The organism is Streptomyces sp. NPDC094147, from assembly GCF_044764265.1.
Lineage (GTDB): Bacteria > Actinomycetota > Actinomycetes > Streptomycetales > Streptomycetaceae > Streptomyces.
The window spans coordinates 1-24,344 of sequence record NZ_JBIWHT010000005.1; the positions used below are offsets into that span (position 1 = coordinate 1).

At 72.0% G+C, this 24,344-nt stretch carries 24 protein-coding genes; 11 read left to right on the forward strand and 13 right to left on the reverse strand.

Annotated elements, in window-relative coordinates:
- Nucleotides 1-375: 375 nt before the first annotated feature.
- On the forward strand, nt 376-1,110 hold the full coding sequence (locus tag ACIQ8J_RS10670; protein WP_403271090.1) for a 4'-phosphopantetheinyl transferase family protein: 735 nt from the start codon (nt 376-378) through the stop codon (nt 1,108-1,110).
- A 165-nt stretch (nt 1,111-1,275) separates the two neighbouring features.
- Here ACIQ8J_RS10670 and ACIQ8J_RS10675 read toward each other — a convergent pair whose 3' ends face one another.
- The 6 genes from ACIQ8J_RS10675 to ACIQ8J_RS10700 form a co-directional block, all read right to left on the reverse strand.
- A complete protein-coding gene (locus ACIQ8J_RS10675; protein ID WP_403271125.1) occupies nt 1,276-1,722 on the reverse strand; it encodes a GNAT family N-acetyltransferase in 447 nt (148 codons plus the stop codon).
- Between the two features lie 244 nt (nt 1,723-1,966).
- Entirely contained in the window at nt 1,967-5,266 is a 3,300-nt protein-coding gene (locus ACIQ8J_RS10680; RefSeq protein WP_403271087.1) for a DEAD/DEAH box helicase, read from the reverse strand.
- Nucleotides 5,267-5,495: 229 nt separating this feature from the next.
- Nucleotides 5,496-5,903, reverse strand: a complete 408-nt coding sequence (msrB, locus tag ACIQ8J_RS10685; RefSeq protein WP_403271084.1) for a peptide-methionine (R)-S-oxide reductase MsrB — start codon at nt 5,901-5,903, stop codon at nt 5,496-5,498.
- A 27-nt stretch (nt 5,904-5,930) separates the two neighbouring features.
- Nucleotides 5,931-7,325, reverse strand: coding sequence for a UDP-N-acetylmuramate--L-alanine ligase (gene murC, locus ACIQ8J_RS10690; protein WP_403271082.1), 1,395 nt, complete (start codon nt 7,323-7,325; stop codon nt 5,931-5,933).
- A 98-nt stretch (nt 7,326-7,423) separates the two neighbouring features.
- Nucleotides 7,424-7,891, reverse strand: a complete 468-nt coding sequence (locus ACIQ8J_RS10695; RefSeq protein ID WP_403607791.1) for an indole-3-glycerol phosphate synthase — start codon at nt 7,889-7,891, stop codon at nt 7,424-7,426.
- Nucleotides 7,892-8,044: 153 nt separating this feature from the next.
- Entirely contained in the window at nt 8,045-8,818 is a 774-nt protein-coding gene (locus ACIQ8J_RS10700; RefSeq protein ID WP_403271076.1) for a pyrimidine reductase family protein, read from the reverse strand.
- Between ACIQ8J_RS10700 and zapE the strand changes: the two genes are divergently transcribed.
- Nucleotides 8,817-9,923 (forward strand): cell division protein ZapE, encoded by a 1,107-nt coding sequence (gene zapE, locus ACIQ8J_RS10705; protein ID WP_403271073.1) that lies wholly within the window; start codon nt 8,817-8,819, stop codon nt 9,921-9,923. The two genes, ACIQ8J_RS10700 and zapE, sit on opposite strands and share 2 nt — an antisense overlap.
- Before the next feature lie 64 nt (nt 9,924-9,987).
- Nucleotides 9,988-10,413 carry an OsmC family protein gene (locus tag ACIQ8J_RS10710; RefSeq protein WP_403271071.1) on the forward strand — a complete coding sequence of 142 codons (426 nt, stop codon included), beginning with the start codon at nt 9,988-9,990 and terminating at the stop codon, nt 10,411-10,413.
- A gap of 130 nt (nt 10,414-10,543) precedes the next feature.
- On the opposite strand, the gene ACIQ8J_RS10715 is transcribed toward ACIQ8J_RS10710, so the two are convergent.
- A complete protein-coding gene (locus ACIQ8J_RS10715; RefSeq protein ID WP_403271069.1) occupies nt 10,544-11,296 on the reverse strand; it encodes a hypothetical protein in 753 nt (250 codons plus the stop codon).
- Between the two features lie 222 nt (nt 11,297-11,518).
- Here ACIQ8J_RS10715 and ACIQ8J_RS10720 point away from each other — a divergent pair, with 222 nt between their 5' ends.
- Nucleotides 11,519-12,427 carry a polysaccharide deacetylase family protein gene (locus ACIQ8J_RS10720; RefSeq protein ID WP_403271066.1) on the forward strand — a complete coding sequence of 303 codons (909 nt, stop codon included), beginning with the start codon at nt 11,519-11,521 and terminating at the stop codon, nt 12,425-12,427.
- Between the two features lie 21 nt (nt 12,428-12,448).
- Here ACIQ8J_RS10720 and ACIQ8J_RS10725 read toward each other — a convergent pair whose 3' ends face one another.
- From ACIQ8J_RS10725 to ACIQ8J_RS10740, 4 genes are all read right to left on the reverse strand, one after another.
- A complete protein-coding gene (locus ACIQ8J_RS10725; protein ID WP_403271122.1) occupies nt 12,449-12,628 on the reverse strand; it encodes a hypothetical protein in 180 nt (59 codons plus the stop codon).
- A 97-nt stretch (nt 12,629-12,725) separates the two neighbouring features.
- The gene (locus tag ACIQ8J_RS10730) at nt 12,726-13,403 is read right to left on the reverse strand and encodes an ABC transporter (protein WP_403271063.1); all 678 of its coding nucleotides are present in this window, start codon (nt 13,401-13,403) and stop codon (nt 12,726-12,728) included.
- The gene (locus ACIQ8J_RS10735; protein WP_403271119.1) at nt 13,400-14,215 is read right to left on the reverse strand and encodes an ATP-binding cassette domain-containing protein; all 816 of its coding nucleotides are present in this window, start codon (nt 14,213-14,215) and stop codon (nt 13,400-13,402) included. The genes ACIQ8J_RS10730 and ACIQ8J_RS10735 overlap by 4 nt, the downstream gene beginning before the upstream one ends.
- A gap of 14 nt (nt 14,216-14,229) precedes the next feature.
- The gene (locus ACIQ8J_RS10740) at nt 14,230-14,907 is read right to left on the reverse strand and encodes an AIM24 family protein (RefSeq protein ID WP_403271060.1); all 678 of its coding nucleotides are present in this window, start codon (nt 14,905-14,907) and stop codon (nt 14,230-14,232) included.
- Between ACIQ8J_RS10740 and ACIQ8J_RS10745 the strand changes: the two genes are divergently transcribed.
- Nucleotides 14,906-15,703, forward strand: a complete 798-nt coding sequence (locus tag ACIQ8J_RS10745) for a peptidyl-tRNA hydrolase (protein ID WP_403271057.1) — start codon at nt 14,906-14,908, stop codon at nt 15,701-15,703. The two genes, ACIQ8J_RS10740 and ACIQ8J_RS10745, sit on opposite strands and share 2 nt — an antisense overlap.
- A 63-nt stretch (nt 15,704-15,766) precedes the next feature.
- Here the strand turns inward: ACIQ8J_RS10745 and ACIQ8J_RS10750 are convergent, their stop codons facing one another.
- Both ACIQ8J_RS10750 and ACIQ8J_RS10755 read right to left on the reverse strand, forming a co-directional pair.
- Complete coding sequence (locus ACIQ8J_RS10750; protein ID WP_403271054.1) at nt 15,767-16,702, reverse strand: alpha/beta hydrolase; 936 nt, start codon at nt 16,700-16,702, stop codon at nt 15,767-15,769.
- A gap of 71 nt (nt 16,703-16,773) precedes the next feature.
- Nucleotides 16,774-17,784 (reverse strand): zinc-binding dehydrogenase, encoded by a 1,011-nt coding sequence (locus ACIQ8J_RS10755; protein WP_403271051.1) that lies wholly within the window; start codon nt 17,782-17,784, stop codon nt 16,774-16,776.
- Between the two features lie 111 nt (nt 17,785-17,895).
- Here ACIQ8J_RS10755 and ACIQ8J_RS10760 point away from each other — a divergent pair, with 111 nt between their 5' ends.
- From ACIQ8J_RS10760 to ACIQ8J_RS10785, 6 genes are all read left to right on the forward strand, one after another.
- Complete coding sequence (locus tag ACIQ8J_RS10760; RefSeq protein WP_403271049.1) at nt 17,896-18,477, forward strand: TetR-like C-terminal domain-containing protein; 582 nt, start codon at nt 17,896-17,898, stop codon at nt 18,475-18,477.
- Between the two features lie 136 nt (nt 18,478-18,613).
- The gene (locus ACIQ8J_RS10765; RefSeq protein WP_403607793.1) at nt 18,614-19,399 is read left to right on the forward strand and encodes a class I SAM-dependent methyltransferase; all 786 of its coding nucleotides are present in this window, start codon (nt 18,614-18,616) and stop codon (nt 19,397-19,399) included.
- Nucleotides 19,400-19,493: 94 nt separating this feature from the next.
- Nucleotides 19,494-20,831: a DUF692 domain-containing protein gene (locus ACIQ8J_RS10770; protein WP_403271044.1), complete on the forward strand. Its 1,338-nt coding sequence runs from the start codon at nt 19,494-19,496 to the stop codon at nt 20,829-20,831.
- 155 nt (nt 20,832-20,986) lie between these two features.
- Nucleotides 20,987-21,775 carry a DUF4142 domain-containing protein gene (locus ACIQ8J_RS10775; RefSeq protein WP_403271041.1) on the forward strand — a complete coding sequence of 263 codons (789 nt, stop codon included), beginning with the start codon at nt 20,987-20,989 and terminating at the stop codon, nt 21,773-21,775.
- Between the two features lie 74 nt (nt 21,776-21,849).
- Nucleotides 21,850-22,608, forward strand: a complete 759-nt coding sequence (locus ACIQ8J_RS10780; RefSeq protein WP_403271038.1) for a TIGR04222 domain-containing membrane protein — start codon at nt 21,850-21,852, stop codon at nt 22,606-22,608.
- Nucleotides 22,609-22,712: 104 nt separating this feature from the next.
- Complete coding sequence (locus tag ACIQ8J_RS10785) at nt 22,713-24,311, forward strand: alpha/beta hydrolase (protein WP_403271035.1); 1,599 nt, start codon at nt 22,713-22,715, stop codon at nt 24,309-24,311.
- Nucleotides 24,312-24,344: the final 33 nt, after the last annotated feature.

The following is a 24,344-nucleotide window of genomic DNA, read 5'->3' on the forward strand; positions in this document are numbered from 1 at the left end:
CCTCTCGGGCTTTCCTCCGGGCGCTTCCCTTCGGTATTTCGTGTTCCCGACTCTATCAGACGCTTTCGTGTCCGATTCCCCGTCGGAAGGGGGTTTGTCTTCCCGGCCGTTGAGCCGTTCCGACGTCCCGAACTCTAGCGGATTTCCCCGGCCGATTCATAATCGAGTCTTCCGGTCCGACCGGAAAGGAAATTCGGCATGCCGAATTCATCCCAGGCGGGAGATCGTGCTGAGTTGGGTGCCGCAGAACCTGCGGCGGGCGGCTGTCGCAGAACCGTTCCGGCCCCGTGACAGCTCGAAGGACCTTACGGGTCCGCTCATCCCGCGTCAACTTGGGCGTCAACTCCCTGCCGCGTGGGGCTGTAGCGTTCCCCCGTGACCTTGATCCTCGAAACCGACACCGCCGTCGCGCACGCCTGGTGGTGGCGTACTGGAGACGGCCCGATAGACCCGGCCGACCTGGCCCTGCTCAGCAAGGAGGAGCGCGATCGGACCGCACGGTTCGTGCATATGGGGGCGGCGGTCGGTTACGTCGCCGGACGTGCCGCGAGCCGGCGGATCCTCTCGGAGCTCCTCGATGTGCCACCCGCGGAGATAGGCCTCGGGCGCCGGCCCTGCCCAGGCTGCGGTGATCCTCTGCACGGACCGCCCGCCGTGCTGCACCCGGCCTCTCCCCTGTGGATCAGCATCTCGCACACGGACGGCTGCGGCATGCTCGCCGTGGCCCGCGTTCCGGTGGGGGTGGACGTCGAGGTCGTACGGGAGTTCCCGATTGACGAGCTCGCGCCGACCGCGCTGACCGAATCCGAGCGCCGGGTCGTGCTCGGCACGGCCGAGGGAGATCCCCGTACACGGGCCTTCCTTCGCTGCTGGACGCGTAAGGAAGCCGTGTTGAAGGCGGTCGGCGTCGGCATCACCACCGATCTCTCCGCTGTCGAGACCCGGCCGGAGCTTTCCGGTCCGGCCGTCGTGGCCGCCGGGGTGCCCGGCACGCCCGCGTCCTGGACCGTGACGGACCTCGCCGTGCCCGGCACCTGGGCCGCGGCCATCTCCGTACCGGCCGACACCGACGGCGGCCACCCCGAGGTCCGCCTCCACGAGTACGTATAAGAAGCCGTGGCAGACGGCCCTCCGTCTGCCGTTCATGCTGGTGCGCTCCTGGCGTCAGCAGGTGTTGCGCGTCCGGATCGCCGGGACGTCGATCCGGGCCCGCTCGGCGCGAGGGCGCTGACCGAGCTGCGCGGGGACCGGATCGGCCGACGCCCGCTGCCCTCTTCACGTTCCGGCAGCGGCACCCGCACCCGGCAGTCGCACCATGTAGATGTCGATCGGGTCCTGAGCCTCCACGGTGAACCCGTGGCGCTCGTACAGCCGCCGGGCCGCGCTGCCCCGCAGGGCGATCAGGCGGACGGGCACTCCGTCGGCATCCGTCCGGTCCAGCAGGGTTCGCAGAACAGCCGAACCGAGCCCTCGGCCCTGGTGGCCCGGGGCGAGATAGAAGTGTTCCAGCCACTGCCCGTCCTCGGCCGGCCGCAACGTGACAGAGCCCGCGAAGGCGCCATCGGCCACGATGACCGACGTGTGCCGCGGGGAGAAGGCATCCCGCAGCCGCTGCCGGACCCGATGCTCGTCGAACCGGCCCAACCGCTCCAGGTCCGGGCGCATCACCACGGCCCGCAGCTCCGCGATCGCCTCGACATCCGTCGGCTGCGCGGGGCGAATGCCCCATTCCACGGGCCGGTCCGAAGGGTGGCCGGGCGGCGCCTGGCCTGCCCGTATCCGGTCCGCCCGTATCCCGTCCGCCTGTGTCCTCGCATCCACGGCTGGAGTATGTCAGCGGGCCCCTGAGGCGACGTGCGCGGCCGCATCGGTCACCGGCCCGGCGGTCCACCGCCGCCGCAGACAGACCAGCCGGCCGAATCGCGGCTCTGTCCGGAGTCTCGCTGTCGTCGCCCCGGGCTCACTCTCACCGGGCGAAGCGCGGAAGTTCGCGGGCGAGGACGGAGAAGTGACGCTGTCCGCACCATGATTCGTGATTGCCGATCACGATCAGGCGCCGCTTGGCCCGGCTGACGGCGACGTTGAGGAGGTTGGGCTTGGCCGCGGCCCAGCGTCGGGACCCGGCCGCGTCGGGGTGGGTCCCCAGGACGATGATCACCACGTCCGCCTCCTTGCCCTGCGCGGTGTGGACCGTGCCGACCCGGTTGTGCGGTACCAGGTCGCGGAGGCTCTCCGCGGCGCGCGCCGCGACATCTCGGAAGGGGCTGATGACGTACAGCTCTTCCTGCGCCAGACCCTTGTTGAACAGCCGGTTCACCGCGTCGACGAGTGCCTGTCCTTCGGCCGGTACCCACTTCCCGGTCGCCTCCTGGGACCGTACGTCCCACCAGAAGCTGCTGTCCGGGGGGCCGAAGCTGCCGCGATCCCCCACTCCGTGCACCATCAGCCCGTCGTAGGCGATCTCGTTGCTGACAGTGAACATCGGGTCGTCGCAGCGCCGGTGGACGCGCAGCGGCGAGCCGACCCACACCTGCGTGGAGCCGTCGGGCAGCGCCGCGGGCAGTGTTGTACCCCAGCGGCCCAGCCGGTCCGCCACCTGCTGGGCGGAAGTCCATGAGGGCGCCCATTCCTGTGCCACGTGATGGTGTTCGCGCAGCCGCTGCTGGGCCGTCCAGGGCAACACGACCACGGGTTCGAGCTGCAGCGGATCACCGACGAGCAGCGCGCGGCGGCTGCGCCACAGTGCCCCCACCGGCATCTGCGGGGCGGCCTGGCCCGCCTCGTCGACGAACAGCCAGCCGAGGTCCTCCCGGCCGAGACCGGCGAACAGCCGGTCGTAGGAAGCGAAGGTGGTGGAGACGACAGGCACGGCGAGGAACAGGTTCTGCCAGGCGGCGCGTACGACCGCGGGTTCGAGATCCTTCGGGGCGTCGCCGCCGACGACGTCCATGGCCGCGGAGAGGCTCTTGAGCATGGCGTCCCCCGCAGCCCCCAGGAAGGCCCGGTGCAGACGCAGCGCTTCAAGGAACAGCCGGGTCCGGGCGGCCGCGAACTCCTCGTCGGCCCAGGGGGCGGACTGCTCCCGACGCTCGACGGTCTCCCGGTCGGCGTCGGGGGTGAAGTCCGCGGGATCGGGAACATGCCTGCCCCAGCGTTCGCGTGCCTCCCGCACCGCCTGTTCCAGCACGTCCACCAGGCTCTGCCGGGCCTGCACCGTCTCGATCAGGCGCTGGGCAGCCGCCACCTCTCTGCCCACCGCCTGCATCCGGGCACGGGCCGCCGCGGCGGCCTCGGCGGCCTGATCTACGAGGACGGTGAGGCGTTCGTACTCGTCCTGCCAGGTGCGATTCGTGCGGCCTCCGGTGAACAGGCTTTGCAGCATGCCCGGTTGGGTGGCCTGGTGGTCGTAGCGGCGTTCGCGATGCCCGCGCTCGGCCTCTTCCAGCCGTCCGAGCTCGCTCATGGCGGTGGCGGCCCGCTGCCGCAGGGCGGGCAGCGTGTCTGCGACCGACGCTGCCCGCCGGACGGCTTCGGCCAGGTCCCGTTGCGCCCCGCCGAGGTCGTTGAGCGCCTGCGCCGCCTGCTGGCGTTCGTCCCGCATGCGCTCCACCAACTGCCGCGCGGCCTTGAACCGACGCACGGCCGCCGCCCAGTCGACCGGCTCGGCGGGTGGCTCGCTCCTGCCGCTGAGAACATGCCACAGGCCCTGGTCCGTGCGGGTGCGCCGGGTTCCCCCTCGTCCGGTCTTCTCCCGCCGGTTGCCCCACCAGAAGCTCTCGGTGAACTCTCCCCGGTTCTTGCGGTTGCCGAGCCGGGCCGCGACAGCGCCCCACGCCTCAGCTCCGTTCAGCATCAGGCTCGCCTGCTCGGGCAGGTACGCGGCCTCGTCCCGCCATTGCTCCGCGATGGCGCCGAGCGAGGGGATCTCGTCGGTGATGTTCTGGACCGCTCCGTTGTTGGCCGAGGCCACCACCATTTCGTAGCCCGCCAGTTGCGGCTTGAGCTCCCGTACGGTCCGGGAGTACTGCTCACTGCGCCAGCTGTGGCTCTTGCCGAACGCCTGCTGGGGACTGCTCAGTTCGGCGAGGGCGCAGGCGCGCTGGGTGACCAGTGCGGCGATCACGTCGCGCAGCATGGTCGTCTTGCCGGTGCCCGGCGGCCCGTTCACGGAGAAGACGCCCTGGCCGCCGCCGAGGTCGGCGAGCAGATTGTTCACCGCGAACTGCTGGCTGAGCACCAGCGACCGGTCGGTGGCCGAGGGCCATCTGCCGAGCGGGGTGCGCTGCGGGGCGACGGCCTCCAGTACCTTCCCGGGCTGCTCGCGTACGTCCTGACGACGTCCGGTGTCGATGCGGGCCGTATCGGTCAGATACGTCTCCAGGGCGCTCCCGGCCCGGCCCTCCGTCAGCTCGTCCGCGACCCGTTCGAGGTCGTCCGCGATGAAGCTGTTGAGGAAGTCCTGGCCCGCGGCCTCGTCATCCCGGTCCTCACGCACCTGGACGCTCTTCACCCGGGCGGCATCGGGTATCAGGTCCGCGGTCACCCCGAACCGCTCGGCGAGCCACGCCGTGAAGGCGGCGACGCCCTCGAAGGTCACGGGCTGGGTGGCGATGTTGTCCGGCAGACGTCCCTCGGGCTCCGCCGCACCGTCGGCACCCGTGCCGTCGAGTCCACTGCGGGCGGCGTCGATCGCGCCCTGCGTCAGAGCCTCCGTGGCCTTGCCGGCCGCCGTCTGCGCAGCCTTGCCGACGACGCCGTTGACGGCCTCGCCCACCACGCCGCGCACGAGCTCACCGAGGCCGGATACCACCCCGCCGGTCGCCGCGTCGACGACCAGACTCCCCGCCACCGCGAGCAGCCCGCCGGGACCCGAGCGGCCACCCTGCACCTTGAGCTTTCCGTCGGCCAAGTCGAGCATCCGCTGCTCGCACGCCTCGGCCTCGTCGGCGAATCCGTTCAGCCAGTGCGCGTCGGACGGTCCCGGGGACCGGGTGCGCCCGACCGCCCACGCACAGGCCGAGAAGAAGACCGAATCCTTCAGGAGGAGACCGTCCTGGTTGACGGTGAAGGACATGAGGGCGCTGTCGCCGCCGATCCGCCCGTCGCGGTCCTCGTCCGCCGAGTCGGGAAAGACGTCGGCGAGCACGTCCCGTACGCGCTCGATCGCGAACACCCCGCAGTAGACCGTGTGCTGCCAGGTGTGCTTGGGCCGAAGCTGTGGCAGCCGCGTCCCGTCCTCCCACGGCAGCGGTCTGCCGGAAGCCACGGCGAACACCTGCTCAGCCGGTCTCACCGCAGGTACCTTCTGCGGGCTGAACAGCTCAACCGCTCGCCAGAACCGCACCACGTCGGCCCTGCGCCGCCGATCACCGGACTTCGCCGCCACCAAGATCATCCCCCGTCCGCCCGCACCACCCCGAAGTGATCAGCGTAGCCACGGCCGGGCGGCGCCCACCGGCAGAGCAGCCAGTTCCGGCATCGGGAGGCGGAACGGCTCAGCCCTCGTGAGGCACCAGCCGCAACGAGATCGAGTTGATGCAGTACCGCTGATCCGTCGGCGTCGGGTAGCCCTCGCCCTCGAAGACGTGGCCGAGGTGCGAGCCGCAGCGGGCGCAGCGCACTTCGGTGCGGAGCATGCCGTGCGAGCGGTCCTCGATGAGTTCGACCGCGTCGCTGTCCTTCGGGTCGAAGAAGCTCGGCCAGCCGCAGTGCGACTCGAACTTCTCGGTGGAGGTGAAGAGTTCGGCCCCGCAGGCGCGGCAGGAGTACACGCCCTCCGTCTTGGTGTCGGTGTACTCACCGACGAAGGCGGGCTCCGTGCCGGCCCGGCGGAGCACCGCGTACTCGGCCGGCGTCAGTTCGGCGCGCCACTGCTCGTCGGGCTTTTCGACGTCGTACGACATGGGGTGCTCCTCGCTGCGGGACCGGTTTCAGTTCGACAGGCGGGCCAGGATGGCCGGGCCGAGATCCGTCACGTCGCCCGCGCCCATGGTGAGAACGAGATCGCCGGGGGCGGCCATTCCCGCGATGACGTCCGGGACGGCGGCCTTGTCGTGGACGGCGGTGACCTGGGCCCCGGCCGCCTGCGCCGCGTCGATGATCAGCGCGCTGGTGACACCGGGCAGCGGGTCCTCGCGGGCCGGGTAGATGTCCAGGACGACGGAGGAGTCGGCCAGCGCCAGGGCCTCGCCCATCTCCTTGCCCAGTTCCTGGGTGCGGGAGAAGAGGTGGGGCTGGAAGACCACGAGGAGGCGGGAGTCGCTGGCGGCGCCCCGCATCGCTTCGAGGTCCGCCGTCATCTCGGTGGGGTGGTGCGCGTAGGAGTCGATGACCTGGACGCCCTTCGCCTCGCCCTTGAGCTGGAGGCGGCGCTTGACGCCGGTGTACTTGCCGAGCGCGGAGGCCAGGTTGTGCGCCGGGATGCCGAGCGCGACACCGGCCGCGAGGGCGGCGACGGCGTTGTGGGCGTAGTGGCGGCCGGGGACCGAGACCGTGAAGGTCAGGAACTTGCCGTTGAGGAGGACGGTGACCTCGGAGGTGAGTCCGCGGGGGGTCACCTTGTGGACGCGTACGTCCGCCGTCTCGGACTCCCCGTACGTCACGACCTTCAGGGACGACAGGTCGCGGACCCGCTTGGTCAGTTCGACCGCGCCGGGCTGGTCGGCGGCGATCACCAGGGTGCCGCCGGGGACGACCTTGCCGACGAAGGTCTCGAAGGAGTCGTAGATCTCGTCCATCGAGGCGTAGTTGGCGTGGTGGTCGAGCTCGACGTTGAGGACGATGGCGACCTCGGGGTCGTACTTCTGGAAGCTGCGGTCGCTCTCGTCGGCCTCGGCCACGAAGATGTCGCCCCCGCCGTGCCGGGCGTTGGTGCCCGGACCTTCGAGGTCGCCGCCGATCGCGTACGAGGGGTCGACGCCCAGCTCGGTCAGGGCCACGGCCAGCATCGAGGTGGTGGTCGTCTTGCCGTGGGTGCCCGCCACCGCGATCGCGCGCAGGCCGCCCATGAGCGAGGCGAGCGCGTCGGAGCGGTGCACGACGGGCACGGACAGCTCGGCGGCGCGGGCGAGTTCGGGGTTGTCGGCGCGGATCGCGCTGGAGACGACCACGCAGCTCGCGTCGTCGGCGAGGTGGCCGGCGGCGTGGCCGATGTGCACGGTGACGCCGAGCGCCCGCAGCGACTCGGCGGTGGCGGACTCCTTCGCGTCGCTGCCCGCGACCTTCGCCCCGCGCTGGGCCAGGATCTTGGCGATGCCCGACATGCCGGCACCGCCGATGCCGATGAAGTGCGGCCGTTCCATGGCGGTGGGAATGGCGGATGCCATGCGGTTCTCTCCCGGGGTGCGACGTACAGAAGGAGCCCCCAGCCTAGTTCCTGCGGGGGCTCCGGCCGCGACACTGCCCCGAGGGGAGCGGTGGGCGGCTACTCGCTGTGCGCGAACAGCTTCAGGACGGGTACGCCGACCTTGTGGCGGGCCCGCGAGGCCCAGTCCCGGTGGAAGAACTCCTCCACGTAGTGCGGGGCGGTCAGGACGATCACCTCGTCGGCGTCCACCTCGTCCACCACGCCCTTCAGCTTGTCCAGCGGGTGGTCGTCCACGATGTGGCCCACCGCCTTGCTGCCCGCGTCCCGCAGTGACTGGAGCGAGTGCTGCAAGGCCAGTTCGGCGGGGCCCTGCGCGGCCGAGCCCTCCGGCTCCTCCCGCTCGTGGACGGCCTCGTCCAGTTCGCCCAGTGCCACGTCGTCGATCGCACGGAGCAGCCGGTCCTGGTCGCCCCTGGGCTGCATGAGCACGACGAAGGAAACCGGCTCGTCCCCGTGCAGGGTGGTGACGAATTCCACGTCGACGGAGGTCAGGGGCTTCTCGATCATCAATACGCTCGTGAACACGACAGGCCTTCTCTTCTCTCCATGGCCGCCGCCACCGCGGAGGTGGCGGATTGCGGCCCCTGCGGAAACCATCCTTCCCCGTGCCCGCACGGGGTCTGCGTGAGTTAAGTGTGCCCAGCGCGAGCTAACCGGAACGGCGAATTCCGCCGATTGTCAGATCCGACGGTAACGCGTGTAGAGGAACCCGGCTTCTTCGAGCAGCGCCGTCAGCGCGAACCGCTGGGGCACCGGCACCGGGGGTCCCGAGGCGATCCGCTGCGCGTCGCCCGCCGTCAGCGTCGGGGAGACCGTCAGGCAGAGCTCGTCCAGGACCCCGGCGGCCACGAACTGGCCGAGCAGCCGCGGACCGCCCTCCGTGAGGAGGCGCCGCAGACCGCAGTCGGCCAGCGCCCGCACCGCCCGCTCGGGCTCGACGCCGGGGCCGTCGCCCGCGACCACCACCTCGGCGCCCGCCCGCTGGGCCGCGCGGATCCGGTCCGGGTCCGCGGCGGCGCCGGTCAGGACCAGGGTGGGCACCAGCGGCGAGGTGAACAGGGGCAGCGAGAAGTCGAGGTCCAGGCTCGCCGAGACGACGGCGATCGCTGCGGCGGGGCCCTGCCCGGCCGCCGCGCGGCGCGCCGCGAACTCGGCCCGCGCCCTGGCCGGCCGGTAACCCTCCAGGCGTACCGTTTCCGCGCCCACCACGACCACGTCGGCGAGCGCCCGCAGGGTGCCGAAGACGCGCATGTCCGTCGGCGAGGACAGCGGCTGCGAGCGGCCTTCGTGCTGGCCGGCCCCGTCGAGCGAGGACACCATGTTGGCCCGCAGCCAGCTGCCGTCCGTGCGGGGATAGGCGTAGGCGTCGGCCAGCTCGTCGAGCGACCACTCCGTGTCGTGCGCGGCCTCGGCGTCCGGTGTCTGGTCGGTCACAGGGAACAGTTGTCGCATGCCGTGCAGTCTGGCACGCCCCTTACAGTGGGGAACTGTGTCGACCAGCCCCATAACCGAAGCGGCCCCGGTGTCGCTCTGCGCCCGCGCGCCGCATGTCCCCGCCGACCGTCTGGTCGCCGAGATGGTGCCGCCGCCGCGGTTCGACTCGGTCCGCTTCGAGACGTACGTACCGGATCCCAACCAGCCGAGCCAGGCCGAGGCGGTCACCGTCCTCTCCTCGTTCGCGGCGGGGCTCGGCGGAGCGCACGCCGTCGGCGGCAGGCGCCGGTGGTTCGCGAAGAAGCCGGCCGCCGTCACGGGGCCGCGCGGGGTGTATCTCGACGGCGGTTACGGCGTCGGCAAGACCCATCTGCTGGCCTCGCTGTGGCACGCCACCCCGGCCGAGCCCGCGCTGAAGGCCTTCGGCACGTTCGTGGAGCTGACGAACCTGGTCGGCGCGCTCGGCTTCCAGCAGACCGTGCAGACCCTGAGCGGCCACCGGCTGCTCTGCATCGACGAGTTCGAGCTGGACGACCCGGGCGACACCGTGCTCGTCTCCTCGCTGCTCGCCCGGCTGGTCGAGCAGGGCGTGGCGCTCGCCGCGACCTCCAACACGCTGCCCGGCAAGCTCGGCGAGGGCCGGTTCGCGGCCGTCGACTTCCTGCGCGAGATCCAGGGCCTGTCGGCGCACTTCCGCCCGCTCAGGATCGACGGCGAGGACTACCGCCACCGGGGTCTGCCCGAGGCCCCGGCCCCGTACTCCGACGAGCAGGTCACCAAGGCGGCGTACGCCACCGAGGGCGCGGCCCTGGACGACTTCCCGCAGCTGCTCGACCACCTCTCGCGCGTCCACCCCAGCCGGTACGGGGCGCTGACGGACGGGCTCCGCGCGGTCTGCCTGACCGATGTGCGCCCGGTGCCCGACCAGTCCACGGCGCTGCGCCTGGTGGTGCTCGCCGACCGGCTGTACGACCGCGAGGTGCCGGTGCTCGCCTCGGGCGTCCCCTTCGACCGGCTGTTCAGTGACGAGATGCTGAACGGCGGATACCGCAAGAAGTACTTCCGGGCGATCTCCCGGCTGACCGCGCTGGCCCGGGACGCGAAGGGGCTTGTGGCGCAGTAGGTTTGGGGCCCGAGGGGGCTGTAGCCGTACCCGTCTCCCCCTCTGCCACCAGAAGGGAAACATCATGGCCACCACGCGCACGGCGCACACGGTCTGGGAAGGCGAGCTCCTCAAGGGCTCCGGCACCGTCACGTTCGACTCCTCGGGCATCGCGTCCCAGGCGGTCTCCTGGCCGTCCCGCGCCGAGCAGGCCAACGGCAAGACCAGCCCGGAGGAGCTCATCGCGGGCGCCCACTCCAGCTGCTTCTCGATGGCCCTCTCGCACGGGCTGACCGGCGCGGGCACCCCGCCCACCCGCCTGGAGACGAAGGCCGACGTCACCTTCCAGCCCGGCGAGGGCATCACCGGCATCCACCTCACCGTGCGCGGCGAGGTCCCCGGCCTCGACGAGGAGGGCTTCCAGGCGGCCGCCGAGGACGCCAAGAAGAACTGCCCGGTGAGCCAGGCCCTTTCGGGGACCACCATCACGCTCACCGCCGAGCTCGCCTGACCCTGCTGCCATTCGGTGGCGGCGCAGTCGTTCCATCACCCGTTCGGGGGAACGTACGCGTACGCCGCCGACGCCATCCCCCGCTCGCACGGCACGCACACCCCTGAACCGGGCCTGACCGTATGCCGGTTCAGGCGGTGCTGCTGCCCAGGCCCGAGATGTCGACCGTCTGATCGGCGGCGGGGGTGGCGGCGGGCACCGGCTGGTCGAAGCCGTCGAGGCGTACGGTCGCGTCGGGGGCCGCGGCGCCCGTGGCGGCCGTGATCCGCACCGGGTAGGGCTTGCCGGTCGTCGCGACGTCGAGCGTGAGGGTGCGGCCCTGCTGGGTGCCGGTGACGGGGACGACGGCGGTTCCGTCGACCGTGGCCGGCCTGCCCTTGGTGAGCCCGGTGGAGGGCAGGTTCGCCGCGCTGTCGAGGTACTTCTGGAAGCCGTCGAGGTCGCACACCCCGGCCGTGCCGCGCAGCACCGGGTCGTTGGTGGTGCCCTTCAGATACCGGTTGCCGACGAGCGAGGCCAGCCCGCTGCCGCCGCCCGGCACCTCGTTCTTCCAGAACGCCGCGTCCGGTTTCATCCAGACGTCGGCACCCCGCTTCACGATATCGACGGACCCCCGCGGCCCGAGGCTCACCGAACCCCGGCAGTTCCCGGACCGGTCGAGCGTCAGGTCGAAGGAGGTCACGGCGCCGGGCGCCCGCAGGTCACCCTTGGCGGTGACGTGCAGGGAGGTCGCGCCGCGCAGGGCGTCGCGGGAGCGCTGGGCGATCTGCCCGGCGGTGAGCGAGCCGGTGTCGTCGGCGTGAGCGGGGGCCGCCCCCGCGAGGGCGAGTACGGCGGCCGCCGAGCAGGCCGCCGAACATGCGGCCGTACGGGATCCGGACACGAAGCCTCCCTGGGGCCTTGAACCTCGCCCCGCCCACGGAGGAGCTGGTGCGGGCGGGTGCTCCCCATGAGACGAGCGTAGTCCGAGGGGACGAATAGGGCGCGTTGCGGCCGGGACTCCCAGGCGGCGCGGGCGCACGGGCGCGGGCGCACCGGACCCCGACTGTGCGGCATTGGCCGGAATCTCCGAAGGCCCGGGAGTGCCGCAAACAGCTGCCTGCTGATGATCGGATACTTTCCGTTCGTGACCATTTCTGCACGAAAACTGCTCGCGGTTGCCGTACTCGGGGTGACCCTCGCGGGCTGCGGCTCCAACCCCGCCCCGGCCCCGCCCAAGTCGGCGGACAAGCCCGCTCCGTCCGCGTCGGCGCCTCCGTCGGGTGCGGCCGCCCCGTCGTCGGCGGAATTGGGCAGGAACGCTCCGACGATGCCGCCCGGCCCCGGTGGAATCACCCCGGTCTTCGAGCGCGCCCCCAAGAACCCCAAGGCCGAGAAGGTCGTCGCGCTCACCTTCGACGCCGACATGACGGCCGACCAGGGGCCGCGCGCGGCGGGCGGCGAGCACTTCGACAACCCCGCGCTCATCGCCGATCTGCGGCGCCTGAAGGTGCCGGCCACGATCTTCATGACCGGGCGCTGGGCCGAGGAGTACCCGGCCGAGGCCCGCTCCATCGGGACCGACCCCAACTTCGAGATCGGCAACCACTCCTACAGCCACTACGCGTTCAAGTCCCCCTGCTACGGGCTGCCCGTGGTCGGCAAGGACGAGATGCGGGCCGACGTGGAGAAGGCGACGGCCATGTTCGCCAAGGCCGGAGTGCGCAACGCCGTGCCGTACTTCCGCTTCCCCGGCGGCTGCTACAACGACGACGTGCTGCGCGCGCTCGCCCCGCTGAAGATGACCGCCGTCCAGTGGGACGTGGTGAGCGGGGACGCCTTCGCCAAGGACGCGAACGCGGTCGCCGAACAGGTCTTGTCAGGGGTGCGGCCGGGTTCGCTGGTGGTCATGCACTGCACGCGCAGCGCGGCGCCGGTCACCGACACGGCGCTCCAGCGCATCGTGCCGGAGCTGCGCAAGCGCGGCTACCGCTTCGTGAAGGTCTCCGACCTGATCCGCAGCGCGCAGCACTGAGCGGCAACGGCCGGCGCACGGTCAGCCGGAGCAGGCCGTGCGCTGGGCCTCCTGCCACTCGCAGACCGGGCAGAGCGTGCTGCCCTTGGTCGACTCGGGGTACTCGGTGGGCTTGCGGCACAGCACGCACTCGGCGAAGGGGCCGTCCGCCGGATCGGGCGCGGCGGCCGGAGCGGCGGGCCCGCTCCCGCAGTACGCCATGTCGTAATCGGCCGTGTCGTGGCCGGTCATGCCGTCGTGCGCCGCGTCCTGGTGCTGCTCGTCCATGCGGACGAGCCTAATCGGGTACGGGGCCTGTTCAGCGGCGTCGCGAGCTGAGGACGCAGACCGCGGCCGCCGCTGCCCCCGCGAGCACCGCCGCGGCGGCGAGCGGCACCACCGCCACCTGCACGGTGCCGGTCCGCGAGCCGGTGACCAGGCCGTGGACGGCGTACCGCGCGGGCGACGGCGCCAGGACGAGGGTGAGCAGCGCGGCCAGCGCGGTGAGCGTGAGGGACCAGCCTCGGCCGTGCAGCACCGGACGGCTGCCCAGCGCGCCGACCGCCGCGCCGATCAGCACGCAGACCCCGGCGGCCACCAGTCCCGCCACGGTCGCGGAACCCAGCGGCACCGCGACCTTGTGGTCCCCGCTCGCGGGATCGCTCACGGCGGCCACGTACGCCGTGGCCGCGAGGCCGAGCACGCCCGCGCCGCCCGTCGCGGCCAGCAGCGACGCGAGATGCACCCGGGCCGGGCCCGCCGCCGCGGCGGCGCAGGTGCGGGCGGCGTCCGGTTCCTGGGTGACGCAGATGCGGACGAACCAGGCCGCGACCGGCAGCAGGCCCGCCGCCGCGTACCCCATCGAGTCGAGCACCGGCTCCCCCGCCTGCACCCCGATGCCCAGGAAGGCGACGTACACCAGGACGGGCGCCAGCCAGCGCTGGGAGCGCAGCAGCAGCGCGATCTGGTAGCGGACGAGCGGGACGAGCGCGTTCATGGGCGCCGCACTCCTCGGATGTGCCAGGGCGGACGGGCGGCGAGCAGGGCCCGCAGCAGGTCGTCGGAGTGGGCGGCCGCCACGGTCAGCGTGTGCGATCCGTCCGGGCCGGACCGGTGTTCGGGGGCGCCGGGCAGTCCGGCGGGGAGCGGGGCCGTTCCGTCGACGTCGATGCGGACGAGTTCGCCGCGCGGGCGCCCGCCGTCGGCGCCGAGCGGCTTCAGGGATCCGCCGTGCAGCGCGTACCGCGCCTCCTCGCTCCCCGCGAGCCGCTTGGGGTCGTGGTCGACGAAGACGACCGTTCCGCCCCCTGCCACCCGCTCCCGCACCGCGCCGTCCAGTTCGGCGCGGGCCGCGCTGTCGAGGCCGGTCCACGCCTCGTCCAGGACGAGGAGCTCGGGGTCGGCGAGCAGCGCCTGGGCCACGGCGACCTTCTGGCCGGTGCCCTTGGAGAGTTCGGCGAGCGGGGTGCCGGCGTGCCCGGTCGCGCCGAATCGCTCCAGCCACCGCCCCGCCCGCTCCTTCGCCGTACGGCGCGACAGGCCGTGGATGCGGCCGAGATGCACCAGATAGCCGGCCGCGGTGAACGGGAGCGCCGCGGGAAAGCGCTCCGGGACGTACGCCGTGCGCGGGCGGCCTGTGACGCGGCCTTCGCTCGGCGCGTCGATCCCGGCGAGCAGTCTCAACAGGGTTGATTTTCCTGTGCCGTTGGAGCCTTCGACCCGGACCAGGGCGCCCCTGGGCAGCTCCAGGTCGACGCCGCGCAGGATCCATGGACCGCCGATGCCGTAGCGGCGGCCCACTCCCCGCAGTGCGCGTGCGGTACTCAGTGCTGCTGCACCTTCTGCGGCGTCGCCTCGCTGGGCCGGACGATGACGTACCCCTCGCCCTGGAGCATCAGCTGGACGGCCTCGCCGGAGCCGCCGCGCAGCATCGAGCCGATGGACTGCGAGCGGTGCAGGGAGGTGTTGAGGTTCGCGGTCCAGCCGACCACCGCGTCGGTGTCGACGTACACCGGCAGTTGCGGGGAGACCGGGATGACCAGCGGGTTGCCCTCGCAGACCAGGCCGAGCCGGCCGTAGCCGGTGAAGACGCTGTTGAAGAGGCCGCCGCCGGCTATGCCGGAGCCCTTCACCGTTTTGATCTCGTAACTGAGCGAGGAGTCGAAGCAGAGCACGTTGCGGCCGTTGATCGTGAGGGCGTCGCCCTGCTCGATGTCGACGATGAAGCAGTTCTGCGCCTCGTGCGCGAACCAGGCCTCGCCCTGACCGCTGACCGACATCAGGGGCAGACCCTCGCCGGTCACGGCTCGCTTGAGCATGCCGCCGATGCCCTGGCCGCGCCGCTCGAACTGCAGGGTCCCACGGTAGGCGATCATCGCCCCCTGGCGCGCGAGCATCTCGCCGTTGACGGCGTACTTGATCGACTTGGGGTTCTGCAGGGTCATTCCGGCGGCGCCGGCCGACTGCGCCATGTTCTCGGTGGCAAAAAGGTCGCTCTTCATGGGCGCATCCTGTCCCGGAAGGATTCATTCCGCCAAGAATCACCGGTTCGGCGGCTGGCAGACTGGTGGGGTGAGCATCCAGGACACCTCTTCCGGCAGCCCGTTCCACCACGAGTCCCCGCGCGACGAGGCACCGCAGTACGTGCTGCCGCTCGTCGTCCGCATCGAGAAGGCCGAACCCCCGGCCCGTACCGACGCGCTGGAGACGGCGGCCCGTGCGGTGCTCGTGATGCTGTCCGACGAGCGGTCGCTCGGCGAGGGAGCGGACGCGGGCGAGTGGGCGCAGGCCATGCGCGACTGGCAGGACGCGCGGATCCGCAAGGTGGTGCGGCGGGCTCGCGGCGCGGAGTGGCGCAAGGCCTCGGCGCTGCCCGGCATCACGGTGACCGGGAAGTCCGCCGAGGTACGCGTCTTCCCGCCGGTCCCCCTGGACGGCTGGCCCAAGGAGCTGGCCAAGCTCCAGGTGTCGGGGACGGAGCTGGAGGACCCGGCGGATCCCGGCGCCCCCGATCCGCTCACGCCGGTGCTCTGGCTCAACCCGGAGCTCGACATGTCGGCGGGCAAGACCATGGCCCAGGCCGGGCACGGCGCCCAACTCGCCTGGTGGGAGCTGTCGGACGCGGACCGCAAGGCCTGGCGCGAGGCGGACTTCCCCCTCTCGGTGCGCACCGCGGCCCCGGCCGCATGGCGCGAACTGACGCTCAGCGGGCTCCCGTTGGTCCGCGACGCGGGCTTCACCGAGATCGCCCCCGGCTCCTGCACGGTCGTCGCGGACCATCCGGCGCTGCGCGGCTGAGGGCGGTCGCCGCTGTCCGGGCCGGGGTCGGACGCCTCGCCACCGATGCCCGCCCGGGAGAGGTCAGCTGAGGCGTTCCCGGAGCTGGGCGTACAGCTCGGTGACGGCGGCGTCGGCGGCCGGGGAGACCGGGAAGAGGTTGAGGAAACCGTGGATCAGCCCGTCGTAGGTGCGGGCGAAGACATCGACACCGGCGTTCTTCAGTGCTTCGACGTAGGCGTTGCCCTCGTCGCGCAGCGGGTCGTACTGGGCGGTGCCGATGACCGCCGGGGCGAGGCCGGTGAACCGCTCGGCGCGCAGCGGGGAGACCTGGAAGGAGCCGCGGACGGCGGGGTCGTCGCCCGCGTAGAGGTGTTGCAGGTCCAGGACGTCCTGGGTGCCGAGGGCGTAGCCGGTGGCGTTCTCGGTGCGTGAGGGGTGGTCGCCGACGAAGTCGGTGACGGGGTAGACCAGGAGTTGGGCGGCGAGTGGCCGGTCTTCGTCGCGGAAGGTGAGCGCGACGGCGGCGGCCAGGTTGCCGCCGGCGCTGTCGCCGGCCACGGCGAGGCGGTCCCGGCGGCCGCCGTAGTCCTCGATGTGGTCGGCGACGCGGTGGGCGACGGCGAGGCAGTCGTCGTAGGCCGCGGGGAAGGGGTGCTCGGGGGCCAGGCGGTAGTCGACGGCCACGACGACGGTGTGCACGTCGCGGCACAGCCGTCGGGTGACGTCGTCGTGGGTGTCGAGGTCGCCGGTGAGCCAGCCGCCGCCGTGGAAGAAGACCACCGTGGGGACGGGTCCGCCGCCTGTGGGCCGGTAGACGCGAACCGGGATCGGCCCGGCGGGTCCGGGGACGGTGGTGTTCTCCACCGAACCGACCTCGATGGGCTCCGGCAGCATCACTCCGGCGCCCATCTGCCGGTTCACCTTACGCAGAGTCTCGGGGTCGGTGTGGAGGACCCGGGGAATCGGCTGAGCGTTGACCTGTTCGAGTACAGCCGCGACAGACGGGTCCACGGGCATGTGAGGCACCTTTCCTTCGGCGGGGCCGGTGGCGGATTCGCCGACCGAGCCCGAGCAGTTGGGGGTCGGGGTCAGGGGCGCAGGATCAGTCGGATCGGGTCGCCCTCTTTGGTGTGCAGGCGCTGGACGGCTTTGGCGGCGTCGGCGAGCGGGAGCACGTCGGTGATGGAGCGTGAGAAGTCCAGTCGGCCGCCTTCGACCAGGGCGACCAGCTGCGGGACGGCGTTGTCCTCGGAGCCGTAGTGGCCGAGGATCTGGTGCTGGAGACAGCTGAAGAGCGTTCCGTTGGCGACGGTCAGCGGCCTGTCGGTCAGCCCGACCAGGACCAGCCGCCCCTTGGGAGCAAGGACGGTCAGGGCCTGCTCGCGGACGGCTGCGGCCCCGGCGAAGTCGAAGGCGACCGCCAGCGCCCGGTTGCCGGTGGCGGCCAGGACCTGCTCGCGCAGTTGGGGGTCGGCCGGGTCCAGGGCCAGGTCGGCGCCGAAGTCCAGGGCCCGCCGACGGGCGGCGGGGACGGGGTCGACGGCGATGACGGGGTAGGCCCCGACGGCACGCAGCAGCTGGACCGCATGAGCGCCGAGCCCGCCGATGCCCCAGACGCCGACGGCCTGGGCCGGGCGGACGTCGGCGGTGGTGGTGATGGCTCCCCAGGGGGTGGAGACCGCGTCCGGGATGATCGCGGCCTGCTCGAAGGGGATCGAGTCGGGGAGGCTGAACAGGGTGTCGGTACTGGCCAGTGCGTACTCGGCCCAGCCGCCGTCGTAGTCGACGCCTCGCGTGAGGAGAAGGCCGTCGCGGGCCTCGCCCGCCTGCAGCACGACCCGCTGCCCAATGGTCCAGCCGGTCACGTCCGGTCCGAGCTCCGAGATCGTCCCGGCGACCTCGTGGCCGAGGGTGACGGTGTCCTCCCGCAGGTAGGACGGCGTGAGGGTGCCGTCGATCAGGTGGACGTCGGACAGGCACACTCCCGCCGCCCCGACCTTCACCAGCACCTGTCCGGGACCGGGGGCCGGCTTGGGCACGTCCTCGACAGTCAGGGTGCGCGAGGGGATGTGCAGCCGCGCGGCGCGCATGAGGTTCATGGCGGTTCGTCCGTTCCGGTCGGCGACCTGCGGGCTATCGCAAGTCATCTTGCTTTCCAACGTACGCCCGCGGGTTTCGTATCGCAAGGACCCTTGCGTTAGGCTCGTGTCATGGCGGATGAGAGAGAAGCGCCGCCGCTCAGGCGCCGCGGTGAGCGGATGCGGCAGGCCGTCCTGACCGCCACCGTCGACCTGCTCACCTCGCAAGGTCTCGCCGCGACCACCGTGGCCGCTGTCGCGCGTGCGGCCGGCGTCCACGAGACCTCCGTCTACCGGCGCTGGAAGACCCGCGAGAACCTCATCTTCGACGCGCTGGCCACCCGCACCGACCAGGCCCTCCCGGTGCCGGACACCGGCTCCGTCCGCCAGGACCTCTCAGCGCTGTTCGCGGCCCTGGCCCGCTTCCTCGCCACGCCCGCGGGCGCCGCCCTCGTGCACCTTGGCACCGTGCACGAAGAGGGCGCCCTGGAAGAGGGGCGACGCTCCTACTGGCGCGCCCGCATGGAGCGCGCGGAAGCCCTCGTCCGGCGCGGCGTCGACCGCGGAGAACTGGCCGCCGACACCGACCCGCACCTGCTCGTCGAGGCCATCACCGGCCCCCTCCTCGCGCGGGTGCTGCTCACCGGCGAACCACTGGAGGAGACCTTGGTCCCACGCTTGGTCGATCTGGTCCTGGACGGCGCGCACGCCTGACCCATGGTCAGGCGCGGCAACTGCCCTGCCCGCCGGGAGCCCGGCACCTGCCCCGCGGTGGGCCGCACCGCGCGCTCAAGCCGACGAGCGTTCGTTTTCGCGCACCGAGGGCGCGGCCCCTGTCAGGATGTTCGGCATGTCCGGTCGCGCACTGAGCTTCGGAGTGATGGCGGAAGCCTACGAGCGGTTCCGGCCGGGGTATCCCGTGGAGCTCTTCGACACGGTGATGGCGTACGCGGGTCATCCGGTTCGCACCGCCCTCGAAATCGGCGCCGGGACGGGCAAAGCAACGCGTCTGTTCGCTCAGCGGGGGATCACGGTCACCGCGACCGAGCCCGACGGGGCCATGCTCGCGGAGCTGCGCAAGCACGTGCCGGCAGACGTCAGGACGGTGCAAGCCGCGTTCGAGGACGTGCGACCGGGCGTGAGGTACGGGCTGGTGTACGCGGCAGCGGCACTGCATTGGACGAACCCGGAGGGCCGGTGGTCACGCATGGCCGCGCTGCTGGAGCCGGGCGGCGTGTTCGCCTCGTTCGGCGGGCCGGTCCAGCTGGCCGACCCGGCTGTGGAGGAAGCCGTTCGCGCGGCACGGGCACCGTTCCTGGAGAGCGAGGAGGTTCCGTCCCCGGACGGGACGCCTCCGGGGCACGACATGCAGTGGCCGGGTACCGAGCTCCAACGGTCCGAGTCGTTCACCGGTGTTCAACAGTCCGTGATCGAACGGCACTTGACGACGAGCGCTCTCGACTATGTCGGCCACCTCTCGACCGTCTCGGCCTATCTCGTATTGCCGACGGTGGAACGAGATCAGGTACTTGGCCAGATCATGCGGGTTCTGCCCGAGAGAGTCGAGATCGCCGCCGACATCACCGTCCATCTCGCGCGTCGCCGCTACGAGCAGCAGTCGGCGTCGCCCGGCTGAGAGGGTCGGCCCGCGTTGGTGCGGCAAGCTCAAATCGAGCTCTGAACGTGCCCGCGGGGGATTCGGCGCCGACGCCCCGGGCCATGACCTGTCCATGAAGCATTTGGGCATCGGCATCGGCTGGCGGCCTGAGATCGCGGAGGCGGTGGAGCGGCTGCCCGGCGTCGACTGGGTCGAGGCGGTCGCGGAGAATCTCTGCCCCGGCCATCTCCCCGACTCGCTGGTACGCCTGCGCGAGCGCGGCGTCACCGTCGTCCCGCACGGCGTCTCGCTGGGTCTCGGCGGCGCCGACCGCCCGGACCCGGGGCGCCTCGCCGACCTCGCGGCCCGCGCCGAGGCGCTCGGCGCCCCGCTCGTCACCGAGCACATCGCGTTCGTGCGGGCGGGCGGCCCGCTGACCGCGTCCCCGCGGCTGGAGGCCGGCCACCTCCTGCCGGTCCCGCGCACCCGGGACGCCCTGCGGGTCCTGTGCGAGAACGTCCGCATCGCCCAGGACGCACTGCCGGTACCGCTCGCCCTGGAGAACACAGCCGCCCTGATCAACTGGCCCGACGAGGAGTTAACGGAGGGTCAGTTCCTGGCCGAGCTGGTCGAGCGCACGGGGGTGGGACTGCTCATCGACGTGGCCAATCTGCACACGAACCGGGTCAACCGGGGGGAGGACCCCGCGCGCGCCCTCTCCGGGCTGCCTCTTGAGGCGATCGCGTACGTCCATGTCGCGGGCGGCGTCGAGCGGGACGGGGTGTGGCACGACACGCACGCCCATCCCGTGCCGGGGGTGGTCCTCGACATCCTGGCCGACCTGGTGTCGCGGGTGTCGCCACCGGGGGTGCTCCTGGAGCGGGACGAGGCGTTTGGGCCGGCGGCGGAGCTGGGGGGTGAGCTGGATGCGATCCGGGGTGTGCTGGAGGGTGCGAAGTTCCCCACCCCGCCCCTTCCCGAACTGGGGGCTACGCCCCCGGCCCCCCGCTCCTCGAACTCCCCCAAGGACTCCGCACAAGGGGGACCCCCAGGAGCTGATCAATCCCGTGATCGCCTCGCCCTCGCTCAGACCGCCCTGCTCTCCTCCCTCACCGCCGGTACGCCCGTGCCCGCCGGGTTCGACGGGCGGCGGCTTCGGGTGCAGGCCCGTGCGCTCGTCGGCAAGCGGGCCGATGTGGTGGCCAAAGTGGCACCCGAGTTGCCACACATTCTCGGGAGCGGATTCGGGGGCGGCTATCGGGAGGCTTTCCTCGTCTACGCCAAGTCCCGTCCCATGCACGGCGGTTACCGCCAAGACGCGCTCGACTTCGTGCGGTTTCTGCTCGACGCCGGATGCATCGAGGATGCCGACGCCCGTCGCCGGCTGGCGCGGTGGTGGAAGGAGCGGGCCGGCGCCAGGCCGCCGGGGCGGGCCGCGCGGCTTCTCCGTACTCTGGTCCGGGCAGCCTGAGCCCAACCGTTCAACGTACCTTCTGCACAAGCGAGTTGACTGGCACTTCCCCATCACGTGACGACCCCCACACCACCCCGTCACCCATTTCACAGAACCGCCTTCGGGATCAGGCGTATCCGCACTACCGTGCGGCACCGCACCAGGAGGCATCCATGCGTCGCTTGTTGTCCGGTACGGGACTCGTCGTCATCGCGTTGGCGGCGACCTTCGCCGCGCTGCTCTTTCCGGTCTGGTCGTACGCCGACCGCTCCGGCACCCCGCTCGCCGATCTCAACGCCGGTACCGTGCCGACCCGTTGGGGTCCGCTCTCCGCCGCCGACCGGGACTTCGTGGTCCGGGTGCGGCTCGCCGGGCTCTGGGAGGGGCCCGCGGGCCAACAGGCCGTCGAGCGGGATCCCGGCGCGGCGGTCAAGGCGGCCGGGCAGCACCTCGTGGCCGGGCACGCCTTCCTCGACGCCCGGGTCCGCGAGGTCGCGGCCCAGCTCGGCATGGAACTGCCCGACCAACCCAACGCCCAGCAGCAGTCCTGGCTGCGCACGCTGACGGCCGCGCGCGGCACCGCGTACGAACGGGACTTCGCGAACATCCTGCGGTCCGCGCACGGGAAGGTGTTCGGACTCGTCGCGCAGATCCGGGCCACCACCCGCAACTCGCTGGTGCGCGGGCTCGCCGACGATGCGAACACGACCGTTCTGGACCACATCAAGATGCTGGAGGCCACCGGGCTCGTCGACTTCGACGCGCTCGCGCGCGACGGCGCCGCGACGGCGACCGCGAGCCCGACGGGGCCGCCGCCGCCCACGCCGGGGGCCACCCCGGCGAGCCCGGTCCCGGTCACTCCCGCGCCGGACGACGGCCCTTCGTCGTCGTTCCCGCTGCCACCGGCCGCATCCCGCCCGAAGTCCGAGGCGTCACCTGCCCCGGAATCCCACACTCCGTAACGAAGCGATAACCCGACGTCCAAATTGTGGACAGGTCATGGCGGCGAAGCATCAACTTCACATAGAAATCGGCCATGTTCTGGGTCCTCTTCCTTCTGCCGGCGATCGTCGCGGCCGGATTCTCCTGCGGCCGCCTGTGCCTCGCGGCCGTCGCCGCGGCGCGGCCCGCACCGCGGGCGGACCGGGAGCGGGGCCTGTCCTGCTACGAGGCCGCGTTCCTGGCCGGCGGCCCCGACCGGGTCACCGACCTCACCCTCGTCTCCATGCACCGCGCCCGCCGGCTGCTGCTCGCGCACACCGGCTGGGCCACCGTCGTCGAGCCCGAGGGCCGCGACGACCTGGAGCGGTCCGTCCTGACGGCGATCGGTCCCGGCGGCCAGGAGCGGATAGCGGCGATACGGTCCGGCACGGCCGCCGCCGACGCGGTGCACGCGCTGGCCGAGCGGCTCGCGGCAGCCGGTCTCGCCGTCCCCGACGCCGCGCGGTCCGGGGTCGCCACCTCGGTACGGGCGGTCCGCGCGGCCACCCTGTTCATCGCCGCGCTCGCCGTCACCGCACTGCTCATGCCGGGCGGAACAGGCACCGGTCGGGGCCAGATCGCCGCCTGGTTCGCGCTCCCCCTCGTCCTCACCCTCGGCTGCCTGGCCATCGCCCGGGTGGAGATCCATCCGTACACCCGCTGGGCCTCGCCCGACGGACAGCGGCTGCTCGGCGGGCTCGACCCGGCGGGCGATCCGCTCACCGCGGTGGCCGTGCGCGGCATCAGAGCGGTGGACGATCCCCAGCTGCGCACCGCCCTGACGAGGGGCCGCTTCGCTCATCGGGGTCAATGACCGCGCCGTCGCGGCCCCGCTGCTTTACTTCACCGCTTTCAAAGTATCCCTTTTGATGCATATGTCATTTCGTAGTACCGCAGCACGAAAGGGATGTACCGGCGATGAGAGCAGTAGCGCTGTACGGAACCCTCGGTTCCCTCGTCCTGACCGTCCTCACCGCCGCCCCCGCGGGCGGCGCGGACCCGCAGTCCGCGGAGGCCCGGGGCGTGGCCGTCGCCGCCCGGCGCGCCGCCGCCGTCCCGATCGTCTTCGGCCGCTGCCCCCAAGTGGAGATGCTGCCCCCGACGGTCCGGTGCGGCACCGTCGAGGTGCCGCTCGACTACGCCCAGCCCACGGGCCGTCAGATCTCCCTCACCGTCAGCCGGATCAAGACGCGCGGCAAGCCCGCCGATCGGCAGGGCGCCCTGGTGTTCAACCCGGGCGGCCCCGGCGCCTCCAGCATGTACTTCCCGATGATCGCCGGACTCCCCGAGTGGAAGCGGATCGCCGGGGCGTACGACCTCGTCGGCTACGCCCCGCGCGGAGTGGCCCGCTCGGCGCCGCTCTCCTGCCAGGACCCGCGCGACTTCGCCAAGGCCCCCACCCAGTCCCCTCCCGACCCCTCACCCTCGTACAAGAAGGAGCGGATGGCGCAGGCGCAGGCGTACGCCGAGGGCTGTGCGCGCAACGCGGGGGACGCGCTGCGGCACTACACCAGCATCAACAACGCCCGCGACCTGGATGTGCTGCGGGCCGCGCTCGGCGAGGAGAAGCTGACCTTCATGGGCGCCTCGTACGGCACCTACTTCGGAGCCGTGTACGCGACGCTCTTCCCCTCGCACATCCGCCGGATGGTCTTCGACTCGGTGGTCAACCCGGACCCGGGTCAGATCTGGTACCGCAACAACCTCGACCAGTCGCTGGCCTTCGAGAGCCGCTGGGCGGACTTCCGCACCTGGGTCGCCAAGCACGACGACGTGTACCACCTGGGCACGACGGCCGACGCGGTGCTGCAGAGCTACGAGAAGGTGCGGGCCAGGCTGACCAGTCAACCGGCCGGCGGCACGGTGGGCCCCGCCCAGTTGCAGGCGGCGTTCCTCAAGGCCGGATACTACGACGACTACTGGGTGAGCCGGGCCTTCGCGCTGTCCGAGTTCCTGAAGGGCAACGAGCGGCCGCTGGTCCAACAGGCCGCGCCCAAAGCGGAGTCGGCGCGGGAGGACGAGAACGGCAATGCCGTGTACACGGCGGTCGAGTGCAACGACGCCGCCTGGCCGCGGGACTTCGCGACGTGGGACCGCGACAACAGCACGCTCGCGAAGGTCGCGCCGTTCGAGACGTGGGACAACGTGTGGATGAACCTGCCGTGCGCCTACTGGCCGGCCCCGCAGCAGAAGGCGGTGGACGTACGGGCCGCGGAGGGGGCGCTGCCGCCGACGCTGATCCTGGCGGCCGAGCGGGACGCGGCGACGCCGTACCGGGGGGCGCTGGAACTCCAGCAGCGGCTGCCGGGCTCCGTGGTCGTCACGGAGAAGGACGCCGGTACGCACGGCATCGCGGGCGGTGCCAACAAGTGCGTCAACGGCTATCTGGAGGACTACCTGTTGAACGGTCGGACGCCGGTGCGGCGCGCTGCGTGCGCGCCGCACCCGGAGCCGAACCCGGTGTCGCTGGACGAGCGGACGGCCGGCAGGCCGGGGCATGTGCCATCCGCTCTCTGATCTTCCGGGTCAGGGGTGACCGGGGTTCCGCTC